We start from the raw sequence: 24,681 nt of genomic DNA on the forward strand, positions 1-24,681 counted from the left end.
ATAATCAGTGATGGAACGGAAGAGGGGAGTATCCAAACTCCTGAGTCATTATATAAGCCTTGAATTCCATTTTTGCGAAGCGGACGCTATTTATTGCAGGGGACAAATTTTTTTAACTTTCCAGTTTCTAGATGGCACGGCATTATTATCCAAAAATTTAATGCGTATGTCAAGATTTTTGACGTCGGCTTGGGATAAGCTATGAACTAACGATTTTTGCAAATCCTCCGTATTAATATTTTTAGTGGCAACTACACGAATAATAGCGCCATTTTAAGCTTTCTCAACTTGATATTCAATGATTAGGATCCTGTTCTAAGACATGTCGAAACGTCATAGGATAAACTTGATATTATGTACATAACGGAACCAATCATCGGCACGGCCCTCCCCTCAATAGTCCTGGATAACATTAATTGAAACGGTATCATCAATGATATAACGAATCAAGGCCCCTCGGTTACGAGAATAGTTTCCATAACGAAGCAAGGAAAAGAAGCTGAAAATATGATTGCCGATTTAAAAAATAAAGTATCACTCAATTTGACGATACAATTAAAATTAAATAATGTACATCTTATGAAATATATCGCCGACTGATTGGTAATCATCCAATTGAATGATTATATGGTTGAGTAAGAATTATCAAAGAAATACCTATAGAAATACTAAAAAATTATTGTAAATTCGAAATTCCTATTTGCATTTACTCTCAAAAATATCGATTTTTTTTTGGCCTAAAATCAGGAAGTTCATTAATTTAGTCACCAAAAAATTGGGTACCCGAATATAAGATAATTAAAATATTCATTTTTTGTCCATACACTTCCCACAGCGTTATAAAATTAATGGCAGAATTATACCTTTCCATGTCAGAAATCGATGGAATTTTTAAAGTATTATTTAATTTTTTAAAATTAAAACGGGTTAGTCAATGCATAGAATTTTTTTTTAAAATTTCTAGATTTCTGGTTTAACAGATAATAAATAAGCGATTTTATAACTGTGATAGCAATTGCCCTTAAATTAGTATTAATATACTGAAAAAGTAAGAGTAATAATATCGTACCAGTCCTATATTTAAAAAAATTAATTCCATGAGGCCTCTTGAATTCATTAAATGGCCAATAGCGAATACATTTCTCCAATTTTCACTATGTATTTTTGTAAATAGAGTGCAGCTCGTTTCTTTTCCAAAAATTGTTAAGAAGATGATAATAAGAGTGACCAATCCGATTTCCAACGAGATTAATGGAGCTATTTGAGTGTTAAATCCAGAAAAAAGATAAGCAATAAAAATGAATTAGTGAGATATTCAATTTTCACTCCTATCTGATAAGAAGATTCTCCACGAAGGACAGCGGATCTAGTGATAAATGTTCCGAAAATAGCATAAATTTTAATATAATCCTAAAAAATTACTTAAAATCAAAATACTTAGAACAATAGCTAAAATATAAATAGTAAAATCTTTTCCTTGCTTTATCGGACGAGCTAATTTTGATAATAATCTTTTGTCAATAGAAAATTATAAAAATGACATAAATAATTGCGCCGATAATAGAAATAATAGCTATAATCGCGATTTAATCATTGTTTCTGACAATAGCTAGAGTAACGACAAACAAACACAAAGCGATTGCATCAATTTCTGATCCAGAAGTAATAGTTAATGTTCCCAATTTTGTTTGGGCTATGTTGATTTTATAAAGAATTCTGGCTAACATGGGAAAAGTAGTAATGGAAAATTCGGTACCTAAATATAAAATAACGAAAAGTAGGAGAATTTAATTTTGAAAAAGATAATTGAGGTGATGAATAAAGAGAGTGTAACCAGTGCTTAAAATAAAGTGAAACAATGAACCCTAAAAAGAGGGCGCTAGATTTACTTAGATTTTTTTAATAGCGCTTATATTTATTAATTCTAGACCAATAAAAAACATGTAAAGAATTACCCCAACTTGATTAAAGGAAAATAAAAATTTTCTAAATTTTTCTATTATCGCTGAAAAATTTCTTAATTTGATTTCCTGAACTATTTAATTCGCTATGGAAAACTGGGTTGTAGTGAAAACAAACAATTTTTTCTAGAAACTTAAAACGTAACTGATACTATTCGTTCGAAAATAGAAAAACTTAAAGAAGATTATTTTAAGATAGATTGTCATTCAGATTTTTTAGAAATTGCAATTAAAAATAAAATGTATCTATAAAATATATCTTAAGTTATTAGAAGCAGTAAACTGTTGTCGTTTTGCTTCTAAAATTCTAAAGGCGATATCCTGTGAAGAGGATAAGCATAAGCTGAGCGATAGAAAAAAATTGAACTAAATTTATCACTTGAATCTGGAGCTTCTCACTTTGTGGTTGATTAAGGAGCCGATCCCTACTTATCATTAGAAGTAGGCCGCATATTCATCGACGAGATTGTCAATTTCCTATTTTAGTTACTCGCCGGAATGAAAAGTAAAGAAAAGCTAAATGAGGGGCATAAAAAATAGTTCATGAAATTATCAATTTTGGTTTTAGAAATGGGATTCTAAAGATTTATCCGAAAGCGATATACGCTTGGTTGTTAATTCTTAAAATTATCTCCCTTATCGCGTCTTTATCCTTATCACCTCTTTATCTTTGTCCTTCCATCTTTAAAAATACAGAATCGAGTGTTACGGATCGCTATTACGTCGCTAAAGCTAAAAATCAAGGAAAATCAACCGGGAATTTCTGTCATACCATTTAGTGTCGAAAAAACCAAGTATTAAGGAAAAATTTGGGCTAAGATTAATTTGAAAATTGGTGCTATTCAAGCATGGAATATACACTTAAAAAGTGTCAAGGTTACTAGATTTAATATTTGATCGAACCTTCAACCACAGTGTTGAGTTTAAGGAATACTCTACCAAAAAACCAGAACTAATCTCGCTGGAAAAATTTCTGGAGGAAATTGCTTCATAGCTTATGAAATATAGTAACGGGTTTAAAAAGAATTTTCTGTCATTGCGACAAAGCAATTAGGATAATCTGTAGAATGAGTAAATCAAGATCGATAAATCAATTTTGATAGAGGACTTTCCAATGATTGGTGTTACTATCTAACATGATAAGTTCAAATTAAAACGTGCAGACTTCATTTGAATATTATAATCCAATTAATATTGGAATAAAAATGTTCTCTTAATTTCTTCTTGATTAAGAAATAAAAAAAGAAAGAGAGATTTATAAATGTAAAAATTTTTTTGTGGTTTTTAGACGCTCATTGCGATATCATCTGGATGTGGAAGTTTTTGAAAGATGAACTGATTTGAAAAAAAGCATATATATATTCTGTCGAAATCCAATATTTTTTATCAACAACATTTGGTTTTTTAGTGTGGATCCCAATAATTTCTATACTTATCATGTCAATTGTGATCGACTTTAAAAGGGAAATATTGAAGTTCTGTTTTTAAATGTAGTGGATTATGATTTATTAAAAAGTTCAGCCATGATTGATGCTGTATATGGTTTGAGAGCTTAATATTTTGAAGAAGTGGCTCTTTGTACCAATTCTGTCGAGATAATCAAAGCTACGGAGCAAGGAAAAGTTAACGTTCATTTTGTCTGTTGAAAGGCCTTGAATTTTTGAGGGACAAATGGATCTTTTAAAGAATTGGTATCGTTTAAGGAATTAGGGTTGTTAATCTTACGCATGGTGAAGATATTGAAGGCTTTTCAGGAAATGTAAAACTCTTGTTTAAAGAAAAAGTGAAGGAGATACAGAAACATAATTTGCAAAAGCACCAGTATCGAAGAATATTTATCTCCTTCAAATAGGGTTATTTTATATAAGCATGAAAAAGGTTTATCGAAATTTAATAGAGAAGTTTTAAAAACAATCGAAATTAAATATTATGTGTGATCTTTCTCATGCTAATGACGCTTCTTTTTGGCAGACAATCGAAGAATTTTCCGTAAAAGTTTATGCTACCCATAGTAATTGCACAAAATTTTGTGGGTACAGGTCTAAATCTCACTGACGATATGATGAAGGTCTTAGAAAAACTTAGAGTGGTGCTAAGAATTTGTTTTTATGACATTTATGTCATTGAACGAAATCCTACTTTAGAGGATTTTGTTCAACACATTCTTCATGTAATTGATGTGATAGGTGATGAGCATGTGGGGATTAGCAGTGATTATGATGGTGTTTCGCTACTGATTTTCAGATGGTTATCAAAAACCCCCTATGATTCAAAAACTTTCAAAAAATTTGGGAATGTTTAGATAAATAAGGAGTTAATAGAGCTACCTTATAAAAAATTTCCACCGAAATTTTTTGATATTATTAGAATAATTTAATTAAAAATTAGATAATAATTTCAAATATTGATTTAATAAGAGAAAAAAGTAGAGGGTCTAGTCTGGAAAATAAAATGATTTTTTTATTTCAGATTAATTTTTTCTGATAAATTTGTGTTTAATTAATTTTAAATATTGCTCAATAGATTGGTTCGAGATATTGTATTCTTGAGATATTTCTTTATAGATATTTTTAAGTAATAATTCATTTAGATAAATAGATAAAAAATTTCTTGTTAAGAAAACTTGGTTATAAAGATAACCAAAATAATATTGGTTTTTTTAAATTTGATAGATATAAAGGAAAAATATTAATATTTTTTTTATATTAGAAGTTAATTCTAATATCATCATCGCTTAGTTGATCTTTTTGAATTATAGATCTTGATTGTTTTTTAAAATAGTAATCAAATTCAATTGATTTCTCAGAAGTGTCAAAAAATTTTAATTGGCAACATGAGTTTCTTTTATTAAATGAAAATAAAATACTTCAGAAAAATATTTAGTAGAAGAAAGATAAGATAAATAAATGTCTCTACACATCCCATATTCTCTCATTTTCAAAGTTTGGTCGGTATTTTCATTTCTTAAAAAGAAATCTAATGAAGTAATAGAAAAGCCAGAATTAAAATGAAAAGTGTTTTCAAAATTTTTCTTATAATGATTGCAAGAATTGTAGAGATGATGTAGTCATGGGGGATTCCTGCTTACGAGAGTTGTACCTTGCTGATCTTATTCCATAATTTAAAGGTGGAATAAGAAAGGAATTGATAAGGAATTGATAATGTAATTCGTTCTAATTGAGCATGACAAGATAAATAATAGAAGTACTTTTTAATTGATTTTGTGTGCTTTCTTGCATTTTAAATGGACTCTAAAGAGATTTTTAGTTAGCTAATTTAGCATAAGTCAGTTAAAATTTAAAGAGGCAATTATCAATTTAGATAGTTTTTAAATTTGTTTAATTCCTGTGAATCGTTTGAATATTCATCTTGATCCGGCGGAGTAGGAGACTGTATCTTAAATAAATCAAATCCATAAGTCAATTGTTTGAATAAGTTTGAAGTAGGACGACGTAAAAGATAATACCGTTGTTTTTCTCTTAGTAATAATAAGATACCCTATATCGTTACTGGATTAATGGTTTTTTATCTTCTTTAGAAAGAAATTATTATTCTATTATTGTGAGAAATAAAATTTATATTGTGATCTTTCCAGTGACTAATTAAATACGGACTAAAATTGAAATCAGCAGCGAAAATTAATTCTTTATTAGAAAATTTGTTCATAAGCTTGACAATTAAAGCATAATAGAATTTTCCTTAATCTGAAAGTTTTTCTTTATCAATTATGGTTTCGTTGCCATCAAAGGGAAGATGGTCCAATACAACACATTTATATTTATTATTTTTTGTTAATTTCTATATTTGAAAACGATTAGTTAATTTCTAAGAAGCTAAAGACAAAAGTCGAACCGCCTCGTTTGTTTTAAGTTCGTTAACTTGATAATGCCAATTAGTAAGCATTAATAAGCTTCAAAGTTGATAGTCTGATAGAGTTAGCGCTGTAGAATGTTTCTTGATTAAAAAATCGTTTCAATCCAAGAAAATTTTTAAGGGCATGGACTATTCTGACTAGACGTTTTGTGTATTGCTAATCATTGTTATACACTTTTTGTGCATCCATAATGTTCCAAAATAAAATTCTTTTATGAATCAGTGGATTGTAATCCAAAAGCTTTTGGGTTATTATATCAGTTCCCCTGAGACATCGGAAAAAATTCTAAACTAGTATTTATTGCAGATGGGTGTCTCATAAATACATCACTTTTTTATGTTTGCCATAAACTGAGAATGAAGGGTATTTATTAATTAGTGAAATTAATTGATTTTATGGAATCAATGGTTTTTATTGTTTGTTTTACCTTAAGAAGGAAATGTTGATAAATTTATCTGATTGATGATATCATATTAATATATCAGGATTATAACGAAATTTAGAGCTTTATAAATTTAGAGACTTAAAATACTTCATTGCCAAAGTAGATTATTGCCATTTTGGTAGTACAGCGGGAGTATGCTTTATGAGCCATGCCAGCATTGAGTATGCAAATCAAAAAACTAGAAGAAGTTTTAGGTGTACAGTTAATCTTAACAGACTAATAAAAGGGTTTTTCTAACCGAAATTGACAAGAAGATTACTCAGGAAGCACACGTAGCATTATATTTCAAGTAAATGCTCTGAAACAGATTGCAGTTTAAGAAAAGGACCCTTTTATAAGAAAGGAACCCTTTTAGAGGTAAATTGCATTTGGGTATAATTCCTAGATCTTGCTCTTTATCTTTTGTCCTACATTATTTCTAATTTGAGAAAGGGTGTTTCTCGATCTCATGCTTTATCTTTATCTTAATAGAAGAAAAAACCACCAGTTTGGTAGAAAAATTAATCCAGGAGAAATTGGATTCGGCTCTCGTAGCGATCCCCTTGGTTGAAGAAGAAGATTTGGAAGTTTTGCCTTTATTTGAAGAAGAATTTGTTTTGACTTTACCTTACAGCCACGCTTTAACCAAACGGAAAATACTTAAGCTATCTGATTTGGAAAATAAGACCCTACTTTTTTATTTGAGGAAGGTCATTATTTGATGGGGTAGGCTTTATCGGTTTGTCAACATGTGAATGCTTCGGAAACGAAGAGTTTTAAATCCACTTAGTTCACCTAAACCTATGAAAATGGTGAGGATGGTTTGGCGACCTTACAGCGCTAAAAAGATTTTGTTAGAAAATATCGTTACGCAAATCATAAAATTAATGATTAAGAAAAAGATAGTAAAAGTAATTAATACGCTTATTCTTTGTTTTAATGCAAATTCTATAGTTCTATGCCCAAAAGAATGAAGTTATAATTTATAGAAATAAAAATCTTAGTAAAAATCTTATGGATAAGAGAAGAAATCGAACCTTCGGCATCGCATTTCATTCAGGAGTGTTGATTGATGATTTTTGCTTTCTGGATTTAGGAGAAGAAAGATTTTTAACTTATGAGCCTAAAAATATCTTAATTACCCATTTACATCCAGATTAAGATATTTTTAGGCTCATAAGTTAAAAATCTTTCTTCTCCTAAATCCAGTGTGCGCGACCCTCATCAAAATTTTTTCATAGATGTTCCTATTTATACCGCTGAAGATTTTATCGGAATTTTGTCTGTTAAGAAATTAACTAAGAAAAAATCATTTGATGAGTATACTGTAATACCTATCCCTACCGATCATAGTCATGAAGTCGTTTCTCAGGATTATCTTATCCATAAAGGGAAAGAAAAAGTTTTGTATATGGAGGATATGATCTGGATTAATAAAGAATATCATAAATTATTAGATAATTTGACTTTAGTAATTACGGAAGCCAGCTTCATATATAAAGGGAAATTTGTTAAACGTCATAAAATTTCTAATAAACTTTATGATTATGTCAGAGTTCCAAATCTATTAAAATTTTTTAGGCTCTTCACTAATCATTTGGTTTTGATCCATTTGTGGAGTTCATTTTACCAGAATATTTCAGAAGCGAGAAAAAAATTATATAACTTCGAGAAAGAATATAAGCTTGGTGTTTGTATTGGTTATGACGGAATGGAAATTGACACCCAAGATTTAAAATAAAATTAAGCTCTACTTTTTAATATTTCTATAAGCCTGATCTGATTTAATAGCTTTTTTGAACATTTTGGAAGTTATATAAATAAAGTACCTGGAGATGAAAGAAAATTTTCTGAAGCATCTAGTAGATTAAAAACTACCTAGAAAACAAGTCTTTTCTTTTACGAGCTGGTTCAGTTATTTTCTTCTTTATTAGAGGAGCCTCATTCGATCTGTCAACTTATAGATATATAGGAGCAGTTTCTCAATTTAACAGTATGGTATCAAAGCCGCGAGGTTAACGTTATACCTGAGACTCAATAACTCTCTCAAACTATTATTACCGTTGCAAATCTAATGAATATCGAGATGATCGCCTCTATTCATTTACTAAGTTTCTTGAAAACTTTGAATTAGTTTTAGAGGCTAAATTCGAGCCTACTATTTCTTCTATGTAGAAAAATGCAATAGGTACGGAAATGGAGAAAGAATTTGAAGGAAAAATAATTAATTTTAAATTTGATTTAAATATCTCTGAAGTTGGAGGCCAAATTTCCGTAAAAAGCTCGTCGATATTTTCCAGTTAGCTTTATGGGCCCCCAGGAGGGAATAGAATAGCGGAACTTATCTGGAGTCATCAGGACTGTGGTACGGACGTATTTTAGAAACGACTGGGAAATTCCAAATTTAGTTAATCCGGAGTTATTATTAAATTTTTTTAGAACGATGTTAAAAAATAAAAGTAAATATCTTATTGTAGAGTTTTGGAAAGCAAATAATCATTTGAAAAATTTTTATGCGGGAGTCTTTTCTCAGCATTATTCTCCTATACTGTTGGCGCAACTTTTTGAAGACTTCAAACAAATTTTGGAAGCTGGGATTCATGTAGTGGGCAACGCTGTGTGATCTGGAAAGCGTAAAGAACTAATAATATGGTTTTATCGGTTGGACCAATCGATGGGAAGCAGATTACTGATGATGAAGTTATGAAAATTTTCTACACTATACTAGACACTATACTAGCAAGCAAGTCGTAATCAGCAAATTATCCTTGATTTTTGGAAAAATAATCATGGAAATCGATTGCGGACGATTGTTATTTCACAGACTACTGAGCAAAAAAAAGCGTTTACTGTATGCTGTTTTTAAAAGCCGTCCTCAGAGAGAGATCAACAATGCGATCCTTACGTTTTTATCAGACAATTTATTTATTGGTTTTCGGATAAGAAGACTCTTAAAAATGTTATAGATATAAAAATTTGGATAATGCAAATTAATAGACGGTAAACGAATATAAGTTTTGAGAGATGCATCATTAGGTTATTGAATACAAGATTGGAAGAACTAGAAGGAAGTTCGAATCGCTTAATTGCTTTTTTCAGATCAACTGAAGGAAATAGTACCTCACAGATTTCTGAAGATCAGTTTGAAAGTGAGAGACTTAGCAATGCGCCTTTCGGGTTTATAATTAAGTAAAAGAATAATCAATCATTTTTGAACAATGACCATAGTTCTTATTTCGTTTGTGTTCAAACCTTTTTCTGTTGATCAGTCAATTTCTTTCCTGCTCGATTGATATAGAAATTAAAGATCAACATGGAAGATTGATAAGAAGTTCTTTTGCGACGCTTGCTGGACTACAGACGATTTTTTTAAGGATTTTGCAATTCTTTTTGGATCTTTCCAACCAAAAACCCCTGCGTTAAAGTCAAGTGCATTGCTGTTTTCGGTAACTTTTTGTGACCATCTTTGTTTGTTTTCTTTTGTCACATTTTTATTATAGTCAACAAATTTAATGTATTTGACCCAACGAGGAAATGACTTTCTCTTATCGTTAATTGAAAAAGGACTGCTGTTTTGAATCTCTTGATTCTTGCTTTAAAAATGATAAATTGTTTCTCAAAGCTTTTTAGAGGTAATTGATGGATAAAAGACTATTAGAAATACTAGCTTGTCCGCTTTGTAAAGGGAAATTGATATATAAGCAAGATGCAGAAGAGCTTCTTTGTCGTTTTGACAAGCTAGCCTATCCTATTCAAGGGGGAATCCCAATTATGTTGGTTGACAAAGCCCGTTCATTAATAGAAGAGAGATAAGATGGAATTCCGAGTCATTATACCAGTGCGTTATGATTCTAGCCGCTTACCCGGTAAAGCATTAGCAGATATCGCCGGTAAGCCGATGATTCAACACGTCTACGAATGTGCTGTGAAAAGTGGTGCGGAAGATGTTGTGATCGCGACCGATGATAGACAAATAAGTAAAATAGGAGAAGATTTTGGGGCAATGGTTTGTATGACTTCTTCTGATCATCAGTCGGGAACGGAACGCATTGCGGAAGCTGTTGTTACTTTGGGTTTAGAGGACGATGAAATTGTAATCTGTTTGCAAGGTGATGAACCCTTGATTACCCCGGGGGCTATTCAAAAACTAGCGGAGGATCTGGAGGAACATGATAATGTAAAAGCGGCTTCTCTCTGCACACCGATTACGGATATTAACGAATTATTTAACCCTAATATCACCAAAGTGGTTTTGAATCGTCGAAATTACGCTCTTTATTTTAGTCATGCTCCTATCCCGTGGGATCGCTCTACTTTTAATAATAAAGAAAATATTAAATTAAATGACTCTCATTTCCGCCATGTAGGTATTTATGCTTATCGTGTAGGATTTTTAGAAGAATACCTTTCTTGGGATAGGTGCTCTGCTGAAAAGCTCGAAGCTTTAGAACAACTGCGTATCTTATGGCACGGTGGCCGCATTCACATGGTAGTTACAAAAGAAAAATACTTGTATAGCGTTGATACGGAAGAGGATCTTCAACGCGTTCGCGAATATTTCAAGTAAATTAAATTAAGTAAAGCATGGAAAAACTTTTTTACGTTGTGTAAAAACCTTGATCATTATCAATACCTGTCGGCAATTTGCTTTTTAAACGATCTAGCACATTGATAAACGTGAAAAGGGAAAGTTCAAAAGGTTTTTGTAAAACTTCTCGAATATTTAAGTGGCCCAAGCAATATTTTTGGTATTGATTTTTAAGTTTTATTTTTAATTTGCGGAGCGTTTGGAGCGTAACTTCTCGCCTAAAGTCAATACCCATAAAATGGAACGAAAAATGTAAGGGTAATGTCCATCGAACAGTAGCTTCTGTATGTCGATTGATAGCTACGGCTAGTGCCGGGTGGCCATAAACTACAGCGTGCTCACCTGATAAAATCAGTTTGGCAGGCGTCCGTGTTTTTAAGAAATCTTTTTTCATCGCCCAGTTCTCAAGAATTTGCTGGCGCGTGATCTCTACTAGGTTGATTAGCCTTACGCTCAAATTTTTCGTGCGCGCGCATGAGTTCGCCCGGATTCGTTTGTGCTGCAAGTAAGGATAGTTCTCCACACCAGACGGTAGCAGCAACAATAATAGCCAATCGCCGAGCATTTTGACCGGGTTGTGAATTATCCAAACAGCCTAAAAGGCGTAAATGTTTTTTAACAAAATCGTGATGTTTTCCATTGCCCACAGTGCCCACAATAATATTAGGTAGCGTAACAGAAAAATAGAGGTCGCCGTTGCGCACTTTAGCGTGAGTGAACCCTTGAGAGCCTTCGACGATATTAGCAACGTCTTGCCCCGTCGCGAGGTAAATAGCGTAGAGCAAATTAGCAAAATGCGCATTTGCAGTGCGCAAACCCCTGAAACGATTGAACCCATTAAATTCTTTTTAATATGAAGATTAATCAAGGCTTCTGGTGTAGTTTTCAAGCGCTCTTGACACACAGCGCGGGGAATTAACATATCAGCAATAACGTATTTGCCCCGACCTAATAAGCCGTTGATAGCAGATACCTTCTTGTCTACGCAGATATTACCCGAAATGGAGACGTATTTGAGGCTGGGGTAGTTTTCCAGGAGCCAATTAATCACTGCATCCGCTGCTTTGGTCAGCATATTATGTCCAGAAGCGTCGCCCGTTGTAGCTTCGAGACGCAGGAACAAAAGGTTACCTACTACTTGGGTGTGCCAGCTTACATTGCGGCAAAAACGACTGGTGCTGGAAACAACTTGTGCGATCGCTTCGTTCTTGTTGAGTTCATTCAGTACGAGCATTACCGAATGTGCGTCCTCGCCCTCCAATAAAATAGAACGAGTCATCCGGTCATCAAATATCGTGCATTGGAGGCCAGCACATTTCCGGGTAACGCTGGCTCCGCGATTGGTCGAAGGCCACATAGGAGTTTCGAAAGTAGCGAGACGAACCTCAACTTCGGTATTTACTTCAGAACCAATAATTTTAATCGGCCCAATAGTTTTAACAGGAATTGGTATCGTTTCTTGCATGCCCGCATGATACACAAAGCAAGAAGACAATACTACTTTGTTAGGCGGTCAAGGACTGTAATCGTCGGGAGGTGACATTCACGATATCGCCTAAGGCGGGTACCTTCTTCTAAATGTTCCTGATTGCCGAGGATGCCGAGGATGATGGGCCCACTGGAGAGGCCAAAGCTTAGGAGAATGGGGGAAAACGACGACCGGCCGCCTTTTCAAGTTCCTTAGGGTGCCGTGTGAGAGCACCTGGAGGATACGAATTGAATAAAATAAAAAGGATTTCCTTCTGTTTTCTCTTGGCAGATTATCGCTAATTCTTCCACATCATCGACCGATCGATAGAAACTATCACTGAGCCAATGTTGTAGATTCTGAAGTGTTAGAGGTTTTAAATTAAGTTCAACGAACGAACTGACCGGGTATTGTCTTTGAGAACAATTGAATAGCAGTAACGGAAAAGTCCATTGCCAATCATCAAGAAAGAGTGTCAATGGTTTTAAATATAAGAAGCAGAAATTCAAAGAAATTCTGAGAAGGTGTATTTAAATCGCATCTCGAGCACTTCAGCACTTAAGAATTCTGTACTGATCGTACTGGGAAAATCCTTCATTGGGCTTGTGATCGGCGGTCGTGAGAAGAGTGAGTTTGATGAGGACAGGGTTGTTGGGAGTCAAAGGCTTTATCAATTAGTTAGAATTAGAATGAGCATCAGAGCATCTCAGTGGATTAAGACCGAGACGCGCATAATCCGCGTTACAAGCTCTATTTATTAGAGCATCCAACCCACTAGGAGTAAGAATACGCCCAGATCCAAAGCGGTCGTCCATTGCCAGGGAGAGATTGGCGTTGAAGCAATAAAAAAGCTGGTGAGGGCGCTTATCAGAAAAGCAATGCCTGCTCCGAGAAGAAAACTGCGCTTTTGTTTTTTAGGAGGTAGAGGAGGTGGTTCTTTACGCTTTAAACGTTGGCGAAAATTAATTTCATCCAAAACATTGTGAAACAAGAGCGGCAATTTTGCTAAGGCTTTACTACCCGCCTCGAGTTCTTTAGCAATTGTTTCAATTAAATGCGTTGGTCCGTGTTGTTTACGCATCCATCGTTCAATAAAAGGTTTGGCAGTTCGCCAAAGATTGAGGTCGGGATAAAGCTGACGACCAAGGCTTTCAACGTTAAAAAGAGTTTTTTGTAATAGAAGTAATTGAGGTTGAATTTCCATATTGAATTTATCAGCGGTTTGAAATAATCGTAGTAACAACTTGCCAAAAGAAATATCTTTTAAAGGTCTCTCGAAAATAGGTTCGCAAACTGTGCGGATAGCTGCCTCAAATTGATCGATACGTGAGTCTGCAGAAATCCAACCGGACTCTACGTGTAAAACAGCTACTTGTCGATAATCTCGTTTAAAAAAGGCTAGTAAATTTTCAGCGATGTAACGTTGATCTTGAGGGGCAAGAGATCCCATAATACCAAAATCCACACCAAGATATTGAGGGTTTTCGGGATCACTAACGTCAACAAATAAATTCCCGGGGTGCATGTCGGCATGAAAAAAACTATCGCGCAATACTTGAGTGAAAAAGATTTCGACGCCATATTCTGCCAATTTCTTCAAATTGGTATTTGCCGCTTTTAATTCCGCAATATTAGAAATGCAAATTCCATGAATTCGTTCCATTACCATCACATTGCGATGAACATAGTCCCAATAAATTTTAGGAACATACATTTTTTCCGAATTTAAAAAATTGCGACGTAATTGAGAGGCATTAGCTGCTTCATACATAAGATCCAATTCGTGATAAATGGTTTGCTCAAATTCAGCGACTATCTCTATTGGCTTCAATCGCTTACCGTGTTTCCATAATTTACGTGTCATTTTAGCCCCGAGATACATTAAAGCAATATCACGCCGAATAGTTCGTGCTATATGTGGTCGAAGCACTTTAACAATAACCTCGCTTCCATCATGTAGCGTGGCTGCGTGTACTTGGGCAATGGAAGCAGATGCTAAAGGGTTTTCATCAAAACTAGCAAATACGTCGTTAACGGATTTACCATAAGCGGTTTCTACTAATGATTTTGCTATTTTTCCCGGAAAAGGTGGGACTCTATCTTGCAATTTTTCTAATTCGTCAGAAATGTCATCCGGCAAAAGGTCGCGCCGCGTGGAGAGAAGCTGACCGAATTTGACGAAGATAGGACCGAGTTCCTCCAAGATGATGCGTAAAGATTCCCCTCGAGGTTTATCTTCTTGAATAAAACTCCAAGGATTGAGATAGCTCAAAATTCGAAGCCAAGGAGATAATTCCCGAACCACTGGGCGGGTGAGGCCATAACGGATGAGAATTAAATTAATTTGAATTAATCGAATTAATTGAAAGAGCCATCTCATGCTGTCAGATTCCTTTTTATCATCAACCGCTGAATTCGTGCTTCTACGCGATCGACATTGTGTTGCAGATCCGTAACAGATTGAATAAAGAATTCAACCTCTTCTGAAGACGGCATAATTTGAGATTCATTTTGTAAGTAATCCTGGACGTCCATTCTAAAGGTTTCAAGAGCAAATTTCCCGAAATTTGCAACGCGCCTAACCTGGAGCCCAATTTGATGGGCTAGAATATCGCCAGTGATTTTAGACAAATGTTCTTCCCAATCGATATCAATACCTGTCAAAATATCTCGAATTTGTTCACCTATCCAAGTGTCTCCGCTAATCTCTACTTGATTTTTAAATAATGCAGAACTTGAGCCCTTCGTACAGACTGTTTTAAAGAGATTTAGTAAGGTACCAGAGATAATAGTGTCAGGCTCTTTTTTGCTGGCGGCAGTTAATTGCAACCCTTTTTTAGTAGGTAAAATAAAAAATTCAGTATTCCAGTCAATAATTTGAACTTTAATAATTTTATTTTCTAAAAGAGATAATCGTTGAACACGGTTGGAATCCAACTCTAAATAAGCATTTATTATTTTTTCTAATCTGGAAAGCACTAACGTGAACATTAAAATTTATAACCTCTATGAACCGCGACGATACCGCCGCTTAAATTGTGGTAATCGCAATCTTCCAATCCCGCCTCAGTCATTATTTTGATGAGGTTTTTTTGATCGGGGTGCATTCGGATCGATTCCACCAAATAGCGATAACTTTCTTCATCATTAGCCACTTTTTTCCCTAACCAAGGTAATAATTTGAAAGAATAGAGATCATAAAGATCCTGCAATGGGGAGTGAGGTTTTGAGAATTCTAAGATAGTAACGAGTCCTCCTATCTTTAGAACCCGATACATAGAATGAAGTGATGCCATTTTATCTGTTACATTACGCAAGCCAAAACCGATGATGATACGATCGAAAAAATTATCGGGAAAAGGAAGTACTTCCGCATTTGCTTGGATAAATTGAATATTACGGAAAATACCTTGATCCAAAAGCCGGTTTCTCCCTATTGTTAACATTGCGTCATTGATATCTGCCAAAACCACTGTTCCATTATTTCCAATTATGGGGCTGATGCGTTTGGCTAGGTCGCCGGTTCCTCCTGCCAGATCGAGAACTTGATGACCAGGACGTAATTGACAAAGTTTAATTGCAAAATCTTTCCAAAATCGATGAATGCCCAGTGACATAAGGTCATTCATTAAATCGTACTTGCTTGCAACCGATTCAAAGACATTTTTAACTTTGTCCGTTTTTTGATCTTTAGGAATGGTCTGATAACCGAAATAGGTAGTTTTTTCAATTTTATTCATGGGCTAATCATAACTTGCCAGTGAAGAGGCGACAAGCTAACGAGATGGTTAGGGGAGTGAGTGGGTCACGAAAATAATAACTTACTGCTTCACTTCCCGAAATTGCGGCGCGAGAAGAGTATTTCCACAAGGTTATAATAATTGTTAATGAATTTTCATCAGAAAAATCAAATCGTAAGGGCGCTGAGTGTAAATGGGTACATAAGAGCTTAATAACCCCTTCTGGGGTTTTGGGTGACTGCTTTTAGCATTTAACGCGCTGACATCAGCTTTGATTTTATCAGAAACACCCGCCCGTCAATTTCACATCATTGGGATACGTATCTTGAGAGATTAAGCGAGTTTGAGATTGTAATTGTTTTGCAATCGTTTACTCATTTGGGCTCGCAGAGAATGTATAACATGCTCTGCTTTATAATTACTCAAAACAATATAAACACAATATAAACCAATCGCCGCCTTTCAATTCAATAATAAGTTAGCAAGGGCCCGTCATGGCGTTTCCCTCCGCATTGTCTTCTAACCAATAATCGATGGATGCTACCGACGTAAATTTTGAGAGGTGCCGTGGGAAATTTTTTTGAATATCTCGAGTAAGTTGCTTGAGATAAGCAGTGTCTGTTTCTTCCGGATCAAAAAGCGGCACTTGAGAATCTGAAAAGCTAAAGGAGGGATATAACCCTTCGATAATACGGACTATCACGGATCTCGACTGTTGGCAGCAAGATAAGTAAGGCCGTTGCGTAAGGCTGCTAAATAACAGATGTCTGAAAAAGGTTTTAAAGTTGTGATGTCGATAAAATGTTGGGTTTGAATGATGGTATTGTAGAATTTATCAATGAAAGCGTCTCAGGGAATGGCCGATACACAGTTTAGTAGTAATAGTAAGGCCAGATCTGTTAAATCTCGATTCTCTTAAATATGCCGAAAGGTTTTGAAGCCGTTTATTTTACGAACTTGTTTAGTACGGTTAGTTTTCTGGTACTTTTTACTCCACCCTAATTCTTTATATGAAAGATCAAATCCATTTAGGCACTACACAAGCTAATCTCATTGCAGGAGTTTATTTTGCTTATAATTTCGTGCTCTATTTATTATCTGGATTTCTCTAGGCAGATATTTTAGTTACCGTATAGTTGGTAGTTAGTGGAATAAATATTGGATTTATTTTGGGATTTACTTTAACTGGATATTATCAATTAAAAGTTAGTTATCCTATGCTTTTCATATTAACAGCCTTTAATAATATCGTGGCGTTAGGCGTTTTATTATTACAGTGGAAGCAATTAAATGATAAAGATACGATTTTTAGCAGAGCAAGAACCCATAAACGGTTCGGTTGCGTCGTTTGACAATAGGTGTCGTTATTATTTTGTTGTTGATTCCTGCATTACATTGGCTCTTGCGGCATATGGAAATAAGTGATGACTTAGTATTAGCGGCCGGTGGTTTAATGATGATTGTGATAATCGGAATAATATTCAAGCATCGGGGGCAAGCCATCGGGGGCCCCTCTCTGCGCGCAAAAAAATAATAGCCTATTTAATTTTATTAAACAGTGCTCGGGATTTTTTTGGCTGTCTATCAATTAACGCTGATGAGTCTAACTGTATTCGCAAAATATAATGTCAATCTTCATCTTTTTGAATTTCCTATTGCTCCTAGGTAGATACAAAATATCAATAGCATCACCATTATCAGTGGCAGCTCCTTTGTTAGCTTTATTTTTCCCTCTACTGAATTCGACATAAAACACAAACCACCGCTCTATTGCGATTGTAATATAGATCAGGGTTGTTATTGGTTGCTTTCGGATTGCTTATTCTTCCCTTAGGGATCGCATTCGGGAAATCAGGTTATATGCCATTTTCTTGTTTGTTTATAACCTATGTGTTTCAAGCTATCGCGGAATTATTGATTAATCCTATTGATTTTTCGATGATAGAATAATCGATTCCTATTCGATGGCAAAGCTTATGCATGGAAACGTTGTTATTAAACGCAGGAGTCGCATGTATTAGCGGGTTTCTTTTCTAATTGTGTATTGGGGTCCCACCAGGGTACTTGATCCATTAATCACGAACCTATTTTACAGTCGCCCCTTTCTTCAATTAGGATTATTAATTAGGATTATTTTACGCCGACAAATCGGACTGTTTTTGTTTGCTGCAACTCCAATCATTAAAAATTTAATTAGAGGAACTAAAATTTTTTAAGACTTAGTCTTTTAAAGAATATAACGACTTAGATCTTCGTCTTCCACGAATTTCTCAAGTTGTTTGTTAACATAAGCAGCGTCGATAGTGATTGACTCCCCTTGTTTGTCTGTTGCTTCAAAAGAAATTTCTTCTAATAACCGTTCCATAATCGTGTGCAAGCGGCGGGCCCCGATGTTTTCGGAACGACTATTCACTTGATATGCGATTTCGGCCAGACGTTTGATGCCATCTTTAGTGAAAGATAGTCCAAAATTTTCCGTTTTCATTAATTCAACATATTGTTCGGTCAGTGAAGCTTTTGGTTCGGTTAAGATACGAACAAAATCATTGGCCGTTAAAGCCTTTAATTCGACCCGGATCGGAAAACGACCTTGTAATTCAGGAATTAAGTCAGAAGGCTTTGCAATATGAAAGGCACCGGAAGCAATAAATAAAATATGATCGGTTTTCACCATGCCGTATTTCGTGAAGACAGTACTGCCTTCCACCAGCGGTAATAAATCGCGTTGGACACCTTCACGCGAAACATCGGCACCCACGGCCCCTTCTCGTTTTACGATTTTGTCGATTTCATCCAAAAAGACGATTCCATTCTGTTCCACACTCATAACAGCATTTGATTTAATTTCATCTTCATTGATTAATTTTGTCGCTTCTTCTTCGATTAAAATGCGTTTAGCATCCTTCACTTTTAAACGCCGAGACTTGGTGCGGCGGCTAGACATATTTGACATGATTCCTTGTAGTTGGCTGATCATTTCCTCCATACCGGGAGGACCCATAATTTCAAAGGAAGGATGAACGCTGACTTCAATTTCAATTTCTTTATTGTCTAATTCACCATCACGTAATTTTTTACGAAATAAGTTTCTTGTTGCAGATTCTTTTTTTCGGCCGGATTTGCTTCTTCTTCAGTCGAAGGTTCCCCTTGGAAAGGGCCTCGTGGGGGCGGAATTAAAGCATCTAATATACACTCTTCTGTGGCTTCTTCCGCTAAACTTTTTACTTGTCTAATGGCTTTTTCACGGGTCATTTTGACTGAAGCGTCCACTAAATCGCGGACGATCGATTCGACGTCGCGACCTACATAACCCACTTCGGTAAATTTGGTGGCTTCGACTTTAATAAAGGGCGCTCCGGCTAAATTGGATAGGCGACGGGCAATTTCAGTTTTACCCACACCTGTGGGACCAATCATTAAAATATTCTTTGGAAAAATTTCCCGTCGTAAATCTTCCGGTAGTTGCATCCGGCGCCAACGATTGCGTAAAGCAATGGCGACAGCTCGTTTTGCGTCATCTTGTCCGATGATAAATTTATCCAATTCCGCGACGATTCCCCGTGGAGTCATAGTTATTTGAAGCTCAGGATTACTCAAGGTTAATGAGGAAGAAGTCATATCTGTCATAATTTTTTATCCGCTTGATGAAAAGTTATGTTTCGCTATCGAGCTCTTTGATTGTGAAATGAAGGTTGGTATAAACACAAATCTCGGCAGCAATAGTAAGTGCTTTTTCAACTATTTCTCGCGCACTTAGATCCGTATTATTCAATAAAGATTTTGCTGCAGATTGGGCATAAAGTCCGCCAGAGCCAATCGCCATTAAGCTCTGTTCAGGTTCGATAACATCTCCAAGTCCCGTAATAATAAGCGACTTCTTCGCATCAGCTACAGTCAATAGCGCTTCCAAGCGACGGAGTATCCGATCGGTCCGCCAGTCTTTGGCTAATTCAACAGCGGCACGGGTTAAATTGCCCGAATAATGTTCTAATTTTTCTTCAAATCGCTCGAATAGGGTAAAAGCATCTGCTGTGCCTCCAGCAAATCCAGCAAGCACTTTATCTTTATAAAGATTACGAACTTTGCACGCATTGCCTTTCAAAATAGTGCCATTCATCGACACTTGACCATCGCCCCCTATGACAACTTTACCCTTCCTACGTACAGAAACTATTGTAGTACCACGAAATTGTTCCACTAATATTTCTCCACTGATCAAATCTCAAGAAGCGGTATACCAGATAGATTGGGTTGGAGGAGCCGGTTTTCAAGCGTTTAGGGGACTGCTTTTAGCAATAAACTATCAATGGACTGAGCCTGAAAGCTCACTTTGAGTTCGTTCGACTTCTTGGGGGTAGGGACACCCATAACTCGATTCCATACCACATCCCATCTGGGGTGTGGTAAGTTTGAACGTAGGCAGGGAAATTTAGACTAAGCCGTGATTTGAACCGTTCGGCATCGGGGTGATATTTTTGAATGAAGTAATTTGGAGAATGAAATGGGTGAGAGGAGATACAGTTCGACTAATAAATGATGTTGGTGACATGAGCAGTAGCGCAGTCACTTCCATTTTTAGGAATAGGAAGAAGAGTATAAAACCCAAATTAGAGTTGTTCCAATTTGGCAGGAATCAATGATGAAGCGGATGTTTGAGCCATGGAAGTTGAGTGTAATTTTATTTCCTTTCTGGAAGGGGGGTCTTGCTCACAGGGTGATCGTAAACGAAGAGAGAAAAAATCGTAATGGCGATGCTAGAAACTAAAATTATGGAAATTACGAGTTTGGGGCCCGAACGAAGCGGGGGACTAAGTGATTTTTGGCATAATCTCGAGTCATTGCTGGGGTGGCATATAGGAAGAGGCGTATCATTAATCAATAATTTTTTCTCATCATAAATTAGCTTCAAATTAACATTTTGGCCATCTGAAATCAGCTTTTATTGGTTAACCAATATTGGATCTGCTGATCAGCCACTTGATCTGGCGTTAAATCTTGCCATTCAATTTCCACTTTTTTCTTTTGATAAAGATGACTTAATTGTATTTTTAGCCACGTTAAAGGCATAGTTATTTCCGTTTTACCTTTAGCGCTCACCATTATATTTGTTAAATTAGTAACCTGATTTCGTTTGAAAAATTGAAGCTCTCCATGTACGGTCACACTGTACCTTCTTTAGTACCAAAGGCGAGTTGGTCCAAAGAGAGCAAAGCACCTTGACTTAAAACATTTAGAAAGGGAGAATAAATTTGGTGGAGGAATTCAGTATCTACGGAGCCCAAATAATTGAGATTTAAAGCTGTCGTCACTAAAGCTCTTAAAGCTGTGATATTCATTTGAGTAAGCGACAATTCAATATTTAGTGGGGCGATATCAAAAAGATTACTTTTAGCCTTGTAGGCATGACCGTTAAGAGTGAGATTGGTTGTTCCATTAGTCGTTGTTTGCTGGGTTTGTAAGGCCATATACTCTATCTGAATAGATTGCTAATGAGGACTTGCTAATGAGGACTAAGGTAATAGATAAGTTTGTCAGCTTTTAAAGAACGTTGTCCGTACCATAAAGAGTTTTTTTGTTGTAATTCGTTGTGCAGTGCAAGGTTATTTAATGTTATTAAGTTATTTTGTTGTTCAATAATAGTCAGCGATTTAGCCGTAGCATTAGAAATCAATTGACGAGCACTAGGATTATATTTGACTTTAAAGTCCAAATTCTGAAGACTAATTTGTTGTTGTCCAGTAATGAAATTAATCTGATTGGCATGAAGAGTCGTCTCGTTAGCATTGTTGAAACGGATCAATGTCGATGAATGGAAAATGAAATAAGGTTCTTCGCTCGCGTTATAAATCAAGCTCTTAGCTAAATAGATTCTCTTTTTGTCCCCCATTTTTTCCTACCAGGTAAGGACCATTAAGTATTCGTTGTTTGAGCATAAATTGGAGGGGCAAATTATTCTTATTAGTAGGAGGTAAGGTTACTTGAATGAGTGCGCTGGAAACAAACTACTAACCACGCTTGAATTTAACAAGTTTTAAATTGATATTGTGTGCCTGACCTAGATGGCTCAAGAGCTTTAAATAATTATTTTTAACCCAAAAACTCATACCCAGAGGCAGTAAGAGAAGGACAACAATCACAATAAGAGCGGGAATCACAAAACCATTAATCACTTTAGTTATTTTGCGCATCTTTTTGCTCTTACATTTCTTCTGGGGCAGATACACCTAACAGAGTTAAACCGTTGACAATAATTTGGCGTACAGCAGCAATTACATTTAATCGCGCATTACGTAATTTATCATTTTCAATGAGGAATCGTTCCGCATTGTAGTAAGCATGAAATTGGTTGGCGAGAGTTTGCAGATAGTGAGCAAGCAGATGAGGCGATTGTTGTATAGCGGCAGTATTCATGATTTCGCTATAATGCGACAAGGTACTTAGTAATTCTTTTTCATAAGGGCTCGATAATAAAGCTAAATTAGCCATGCCTTCTGCAGAGTTCCATTTTTTTTGAGTCACATCAAGCTGTCGAAAAACGCTGCAAATTCGTGCGTGAGCGTATTGAATATAATAAACAGGATTTTCATTCGAATGGGATTTTGCCAGTTCGAGGTCAAAGTCCAAATGCTGATCGGGTTTGCGCATAATATAAAAAAAACGCGTGGCATCATTGCCAACTTCGTTACGCAATTCTCGTAAAGTTACAAAAGTCCCCCCACGGGTTGACATAGATATTTTCTTGTCACCTCGATAGAGAATAGCGAATTGCACTAATAGAGTTCGTAATTTAGCAGGAGATTTTCCTAAAGCTTGTAAAAAGGCACGCAGCCGAGGGATATATCCATGATGATCCGCTCCAAAGATATCGATGATGAGATCATATTCTTGATTGAATTTATGGAGATGATAGGCAATATCAGCCGCAAAATATGTTGGCACGCCGTTGTTGCGAATTAATACTCGGTCTTTTTTATCGCCTAAGGCAGTGGCTAGGAACCATTGAGCGCCATTTTTCTCGTAACAATAACCTTGTTGATACAAAACATCTAGAGCTTCTTTAATTAACTTCTTTTTTATGAGTCGACTTTCTGGAAACCACTCATCGTAAACAACGCCAAATTCTTCTAAATCATTTTTAATATCTCCCAAAATATTATCGAGTGCCGCATCAAAGATAATAGTGAAGTCTTCTTTAAGCACGTCTTTTTGAACTTTCACCCATACGTCAAGGTAGCCCTCCTCAGGATTGGTTTCAGCGTCAAGGGTAGGCAATAGATCCTGGATCATTTCTTTAGGGTAAAGGAAACGATCACCGTATTTATCCTTCAATCCGCAAGCAATATCTACAATGTATTGGCCTTGGTAGGCATTTTTGGGTAGAGCAATGTCCTCTTTATATTGCTGTAAATACCGGATCCAGACACTTAATGCGAGAATACCCATTTGTCGACCAGCATCATTAACGTAGTATTCGCGATGTACTTCATAACCGATCGCTTTTAATAAGTTAGCTACACAAGCACCATAAGCAGCTCCTCGGCCGTGACCGACATGAAGAGGTCCAGTTGGATTAGCAGAAACAAATTCTATGTGTACCCGCTTTCCTTGGCCGATCTGACTCTCACCATAATACGGTCCGGCTTCTAAAATGGCAGGAATGATTTGCTGATGACTGTCTTCCGCGACATAGAAATTGATAAAACCGGGGCCAGCAATTTCCACTTTGGCGATATGTGACGAAGCTGGTAAGGCATGGACAATTTTTTCAGCGAGGACGCGTGAGTTAAGCCCTGCAGTTTTCGCCATTATTAAGGCTAAATTAGTAGTAAAATCGCCATATTCGTGGTTCTGACTATGGGTAACTTTGAGTACCGGAGTGAGCTTGGGATTCAATGACCCTTCTGCCTTTAACTTTTCAATGGCCTGATTTAGTAATGTTTCAAGATTCTTCTTCATAAGTTTATAAGTCTATCATGTTGGGCTTGGAATTAAATCACGGTAATAAAATAATTCCCATAGTTTTTCCAAAGAGTAAACTATTAAACGTTACCCAACTCAAAGTTATTGAAATAGAAATGATACGCTTGGAAGATAGAATTCTCTTCCATGAAAGACTTATATACTTTTGCATACGACTGACAAAAGCGCGAACTTGAAATTTAGCCACACGCCTGAATCAGGCCCTTATCGCTCCCTGGAGAAAGAATGAATTCTTTATAGGCGCCGCTCTTCTTATTCATTGCATGACATTGATTGAGATTAATGCAAAATTGAATAGATTGGATGATTTACAACTGGAAGAATCCGAATATCAAAAATAGTTTTTTCGTAATTTTATTTTCGATATCCGCAATTTTTGCAAAGTAGTAACTTAAATACAAAGTAATAACAAAGTAATAACTTAGTACTTAATATTACTATTATTATGGACCAATAGAAATGTGACAAAATACACGGTTAGATCGATTAACATTAATTGACGATCTCCTAAAACCAATGAAAGTGTTTGATATTAGCGATAAATCGCACGTTATTGATATCAGAGTACCTTATACTGGAATATTTTGGACCGTAGTTTTTTTACTGTCACCTGATTTGATTTGAATCAGGTAAGGGGTAGAAAAAA

The 24,681-nt window shown here is 35.7% G+C and carries 20 protein-coding genes and 3 pseudogenes; 8 read left to right on the forward strand and 15 right to left on the reverse strand.

Annotation, left to right across the window (positions count from 1 at the left end):
* Window positions 1-3,960 precede the first annotated feature (3,960 nt).
* From MRH55_RS02125 to MRH55_RS02140, 4 genes are all read left to right on the forward strand, one after another.
* On the forward strand, window positions 3,961-4,263 hold the full coding sequence (locus MRH55_RS02125) for a membrane dipeptidase (RefSeq protein WP_304985827.1): 303 nt from the start codon (window positions 3,961-3,963) through the stop codon (window positions 4,261-4,263).
* 2,505 nt (window positions 4,264-6,768) lie between these two features.
* Entirely contained in the window at window positions 6,769-6,981 is a 213-nt protein-coding gene (locus MRH55_RS02130) for a LysR substrate-binding domain-containing protein (RefSeq protein ID WP_304985828.1), read from the forward strand.
* A 488-nt stretch (window positions 6,982-7,469) separates the two neighbouring features.
* Window positions 7,470-8,000, forward strand: coding sequence for a hypothetical protein (locus MRH55_RS02135; RefSeq protein WP_304985829.1), 531 nt, complete (start codon window positions 7,470-7,472; stop codon window positions 7,998-8,000).
* A 702-nt stretch (window positions 8,001-8,702) separates the two neighbouring features.
* Window positions 8,703-8,882, forward strand: a complete 180-nt coding sequence (locus MRH55_RS02140) for a hypothetical protein (RefSeq protein WP_304985830.1) — start codon at window positions 8,703-8,705, stop codon at window positions 8,880-8,882.
* Window positions 8,883-9,505: 623 nt separating this feature from the next.
* On the opposite strand, the gene MRH55_RS07620 is transcribed toward MRH55_RS02140, so the two are convergent.
* On the reverse strand, window positions 9,506-9,574 hold the full coding sequence (locus MRH55_RS07620; RefSeq protein ID WP_369421476.1) for a hypothetical protein: 69 nt from the start codon (window positions 9,572-9,574) through the stop codon (window positions 9,506-9,508).
* A complete protein-coding gene (locus MRH55_RS02145) occupies window positions 9,561-9,746 on the reverse strand; it encodes a DUF3175 domain-containing protein (RefSeq protein ID WP_304985831.1) in 186 nt (61 codons plus the stop codon). Before MRH55_RS02145 ends, MRH55_RS07620 begins: the two co-directional genes overlap by 14 nt.
* Before the next feature lie 152 nt (window positions 9,747-9,898).
* On the opposite strand from MRH55_RS02145, the gene MRH55_RS02150 reads away from it, so the two are divergent.
* Both MRH55_RS02150 and kdsB read left to right on the forward strand, forming a co-directional pair.
* Window positions 9,899-10,072 (forward strand): Trm112 family protein, encoded by a 174-nt coding sequence (locus MRH55_RS02150; RefSeq protein ID WP_304985832.1) that lies wholly within the window; start codon window positions 9,899-9,901, stop codon window positions 10,070-10,072.
* Between the two features lies 1 nt (window position 10,073).
* A complete protein-coding gene (gene kdsB / locus MRH55_RS02155) occupies window positions 10,074-10,826 on the forward strand; it encodes a 3-deoxy-manno-octulosonate cytidylyltransferase (RefSeq protein ID WP_304985833.1) in 753 nt (250 codons plus the stop codon).
* Between the two features lie 58 nt (window positions 10,827-10,884).
* On the opposite strand, the pseudogene MRH55_RS02160 reads toward kdsB, so the two are convergent.
* The 6 genes and pseudogenes from MRH55_RS02160 to MRH55_RS02185 form a co-directional block, all read right to left on the reverse strand.
* Window positions 10,885-11,241 (reverse strand): annotated as a pseudogene (locus MRH55_RS02160) (mevalonate kinase family protein); the annotation flags it as partial.
* Between the two features lie 10 nt (window positions 11,242-11,251).
* Window positions 11,252-12,312: pseudogene (locus MRH55_RS02165) on the reverse strand (hydroxymethylglutaryl-coenzyme A reductase family protein).
* Window positions 12,313-13,072: 760 nt separating this feature from the next.
* Entirely contained in the window at window positions 13,073-14,695 is a 1,623-nt protein-coding gene (gene ubiB, locus MRH55_RS02170; protein ID WP_304985834.1) for a ubiquinone biosynthesis regulatory protein kinase UbiB, read from the reverse strand.
* Window positions 14,692-15,306 (reverse strand): ubiquinone biosynthesis accessory factor UbiJ, encoded by a 615-nt coding sequence (locus tag MRH55_RS02175; RefSeq protein ID WP_304985835.1) that lies wholly within the window; start codon window positions 15,304-15,306, stop codon window positions 14,692-14,694. Before MRH55_RS02175 ends, ubiB begins: the two co-directional genes overlap by 4 nt.
* Window positions 15,306-16,055, reverse strand: a complete 750-nt coding sequence (gene ubiE, locus MRH55_RS02180) for a bifunctional demethylmenaquinone methyltransferase/2-methoxy-6-polyprenyl-1,4-benzoquinol methylase UbiE (RefSeq protein ID WP_304985836.1) — start codon at window positions 16,053-16,055, stop codon at window positions 15,306-15,308. The genes MRH55_RS02175 and ubiE overlap by 1 nt, the downstream gene beginning before the upstream one ends.
* A 478-nt stretch (window positions 16,056-16,533) precedes the next feature.
* Complete coding sequence (locus MRH55_RS02185) at window positions 16,534-16,758, reverse strand: hypothetical protein (protein WP_304985837.1); 225 nt, start codon at window positions 16,756-16,758, stop codon at window positions 16,534-16,536.
* A 433-nt stretch (window positions 16,759-17,191) separates the two neighbouring features.
* Between MRH55_RS02185 and MRH55_RS02190 the strand changes: the two genes are divergently transcribed.
* On the forward strand, window positions 17,192-17,407 hold the full coding sequence (locus MRH55_RS02190) for a hypothetical protein (protein WP_304985838.1): 216 nt from the start codon (window positions 17,192-17,194) through the stop codon (window positions 17,405-17,407).
* A complete protein-coding gene (locus tag MRH55_RS02195; RefSeq protein ID WP_304985839.1) occupies window positions 17,404-17,589 on the forward strand; it encodes a hypothetical protein in 186 nt (61 codons plus the stop codon). The genes MRH55_RS02190 and MRH55_RS02195 overlap by 4 nt, the downstream gene beginning before the upstream one ends.
* Window positions 17,590-18,282: 693 nt before the next feature.
* Here the strand turns inward: MRH55_RS02195 and hslU are convergent.
* The 7 genes and pseudogenes from hslU to argS all read right to left on the reverse strand — a co-directional run bounded on the left by hslU (window position 18,283) and on the right by argS (window position 24,011).
* Window positions 18,283-19,631, reverse strand: a pseudogene (hslU, locus tag MRH55_RS02200) (ATP-dependent protease ATPase subunit HslU).
* 76 nt (window positions 19,632-19,707) lie between these two features.
* A complete protein-coding gene (gene hslV / locus MRH55_RS02205; RefSeq protein WP_304985840.1) occupies window positions 19,708-20,253 on the reverse strand; it encodes an ATP-dependent protease subunit HslV in 546 nt (181 codons plus the stop codon).
* A gap of 734 nt (window positions 20,254-20,987) precedes the next feature.
* On the reverse strand, window positions 20,988-21,218 hold the full coding sequence (locus tag MRH55_RS02210; RefSeq protein WP_304985841.1) for a hypothetical protein: 231 nt from the start codon (window positions 21,216-21,218) through the stop codon (window positions 20,988-20,990).
* Entirely contained in the window at window positions 21,215-21,520 is a 306-nt protein-coding gene (locus MRH55_RS02215; protein ID WP_304985842.1) for a hypothetical protein, read from the reverse strand. Before MRH55_RS02215 ends, MRH55_RS02210 begins: the two co-directional genes overlap by 4 nt.
* Before the next feature lie 35 nt (window positions 21,521-21,555).
* Complete coding sequence (locus tag MRH55_RS02220; protein WP_304985843.1) at window positions 21,556-21,942, reverse strand: DUF945 family protein; 387 nt, start codon at window positions 21,940-21,942, stop codon at window positions 21,556-21,558.
* Window positions 21,943-22,060: 118 nt separating this feature from the next.
* Complete coding sequence (locus MRH55_RS02225; protein ID WP_304985844.1) at window positions 22,061-22,243, reverse strand: hypothetical protein; 183 nt, start codon at window positions 22,241-22,243, stop codon at window positions 22,061-22,063.
* 10 nt (window positions 22,244-22,253) lie between these two features.
* The gene (gene argS, locus MRH55_RS02230; protein WP_304985845.1) at window positions 22,254-24,011 is read right to left on the reverse strand and encodes an arginine--tRNA ligase; all 1,758 of its coding nucleotides are present in this window, start codon (window positions 24,009-24,011) and stop codon (window positions 22,254-22,256) included.
* Window positions 24,012-24,681: the final 670 nt, after the last annotated feature.

This window comes from Coxiella-like endosymbiont (assembly GCF_030643785.1).
GTDB lineage: Bacteria > Pseudomonadota > Gammaproteobacteria > Coxiellales > Coxiellaceae > Coxiella.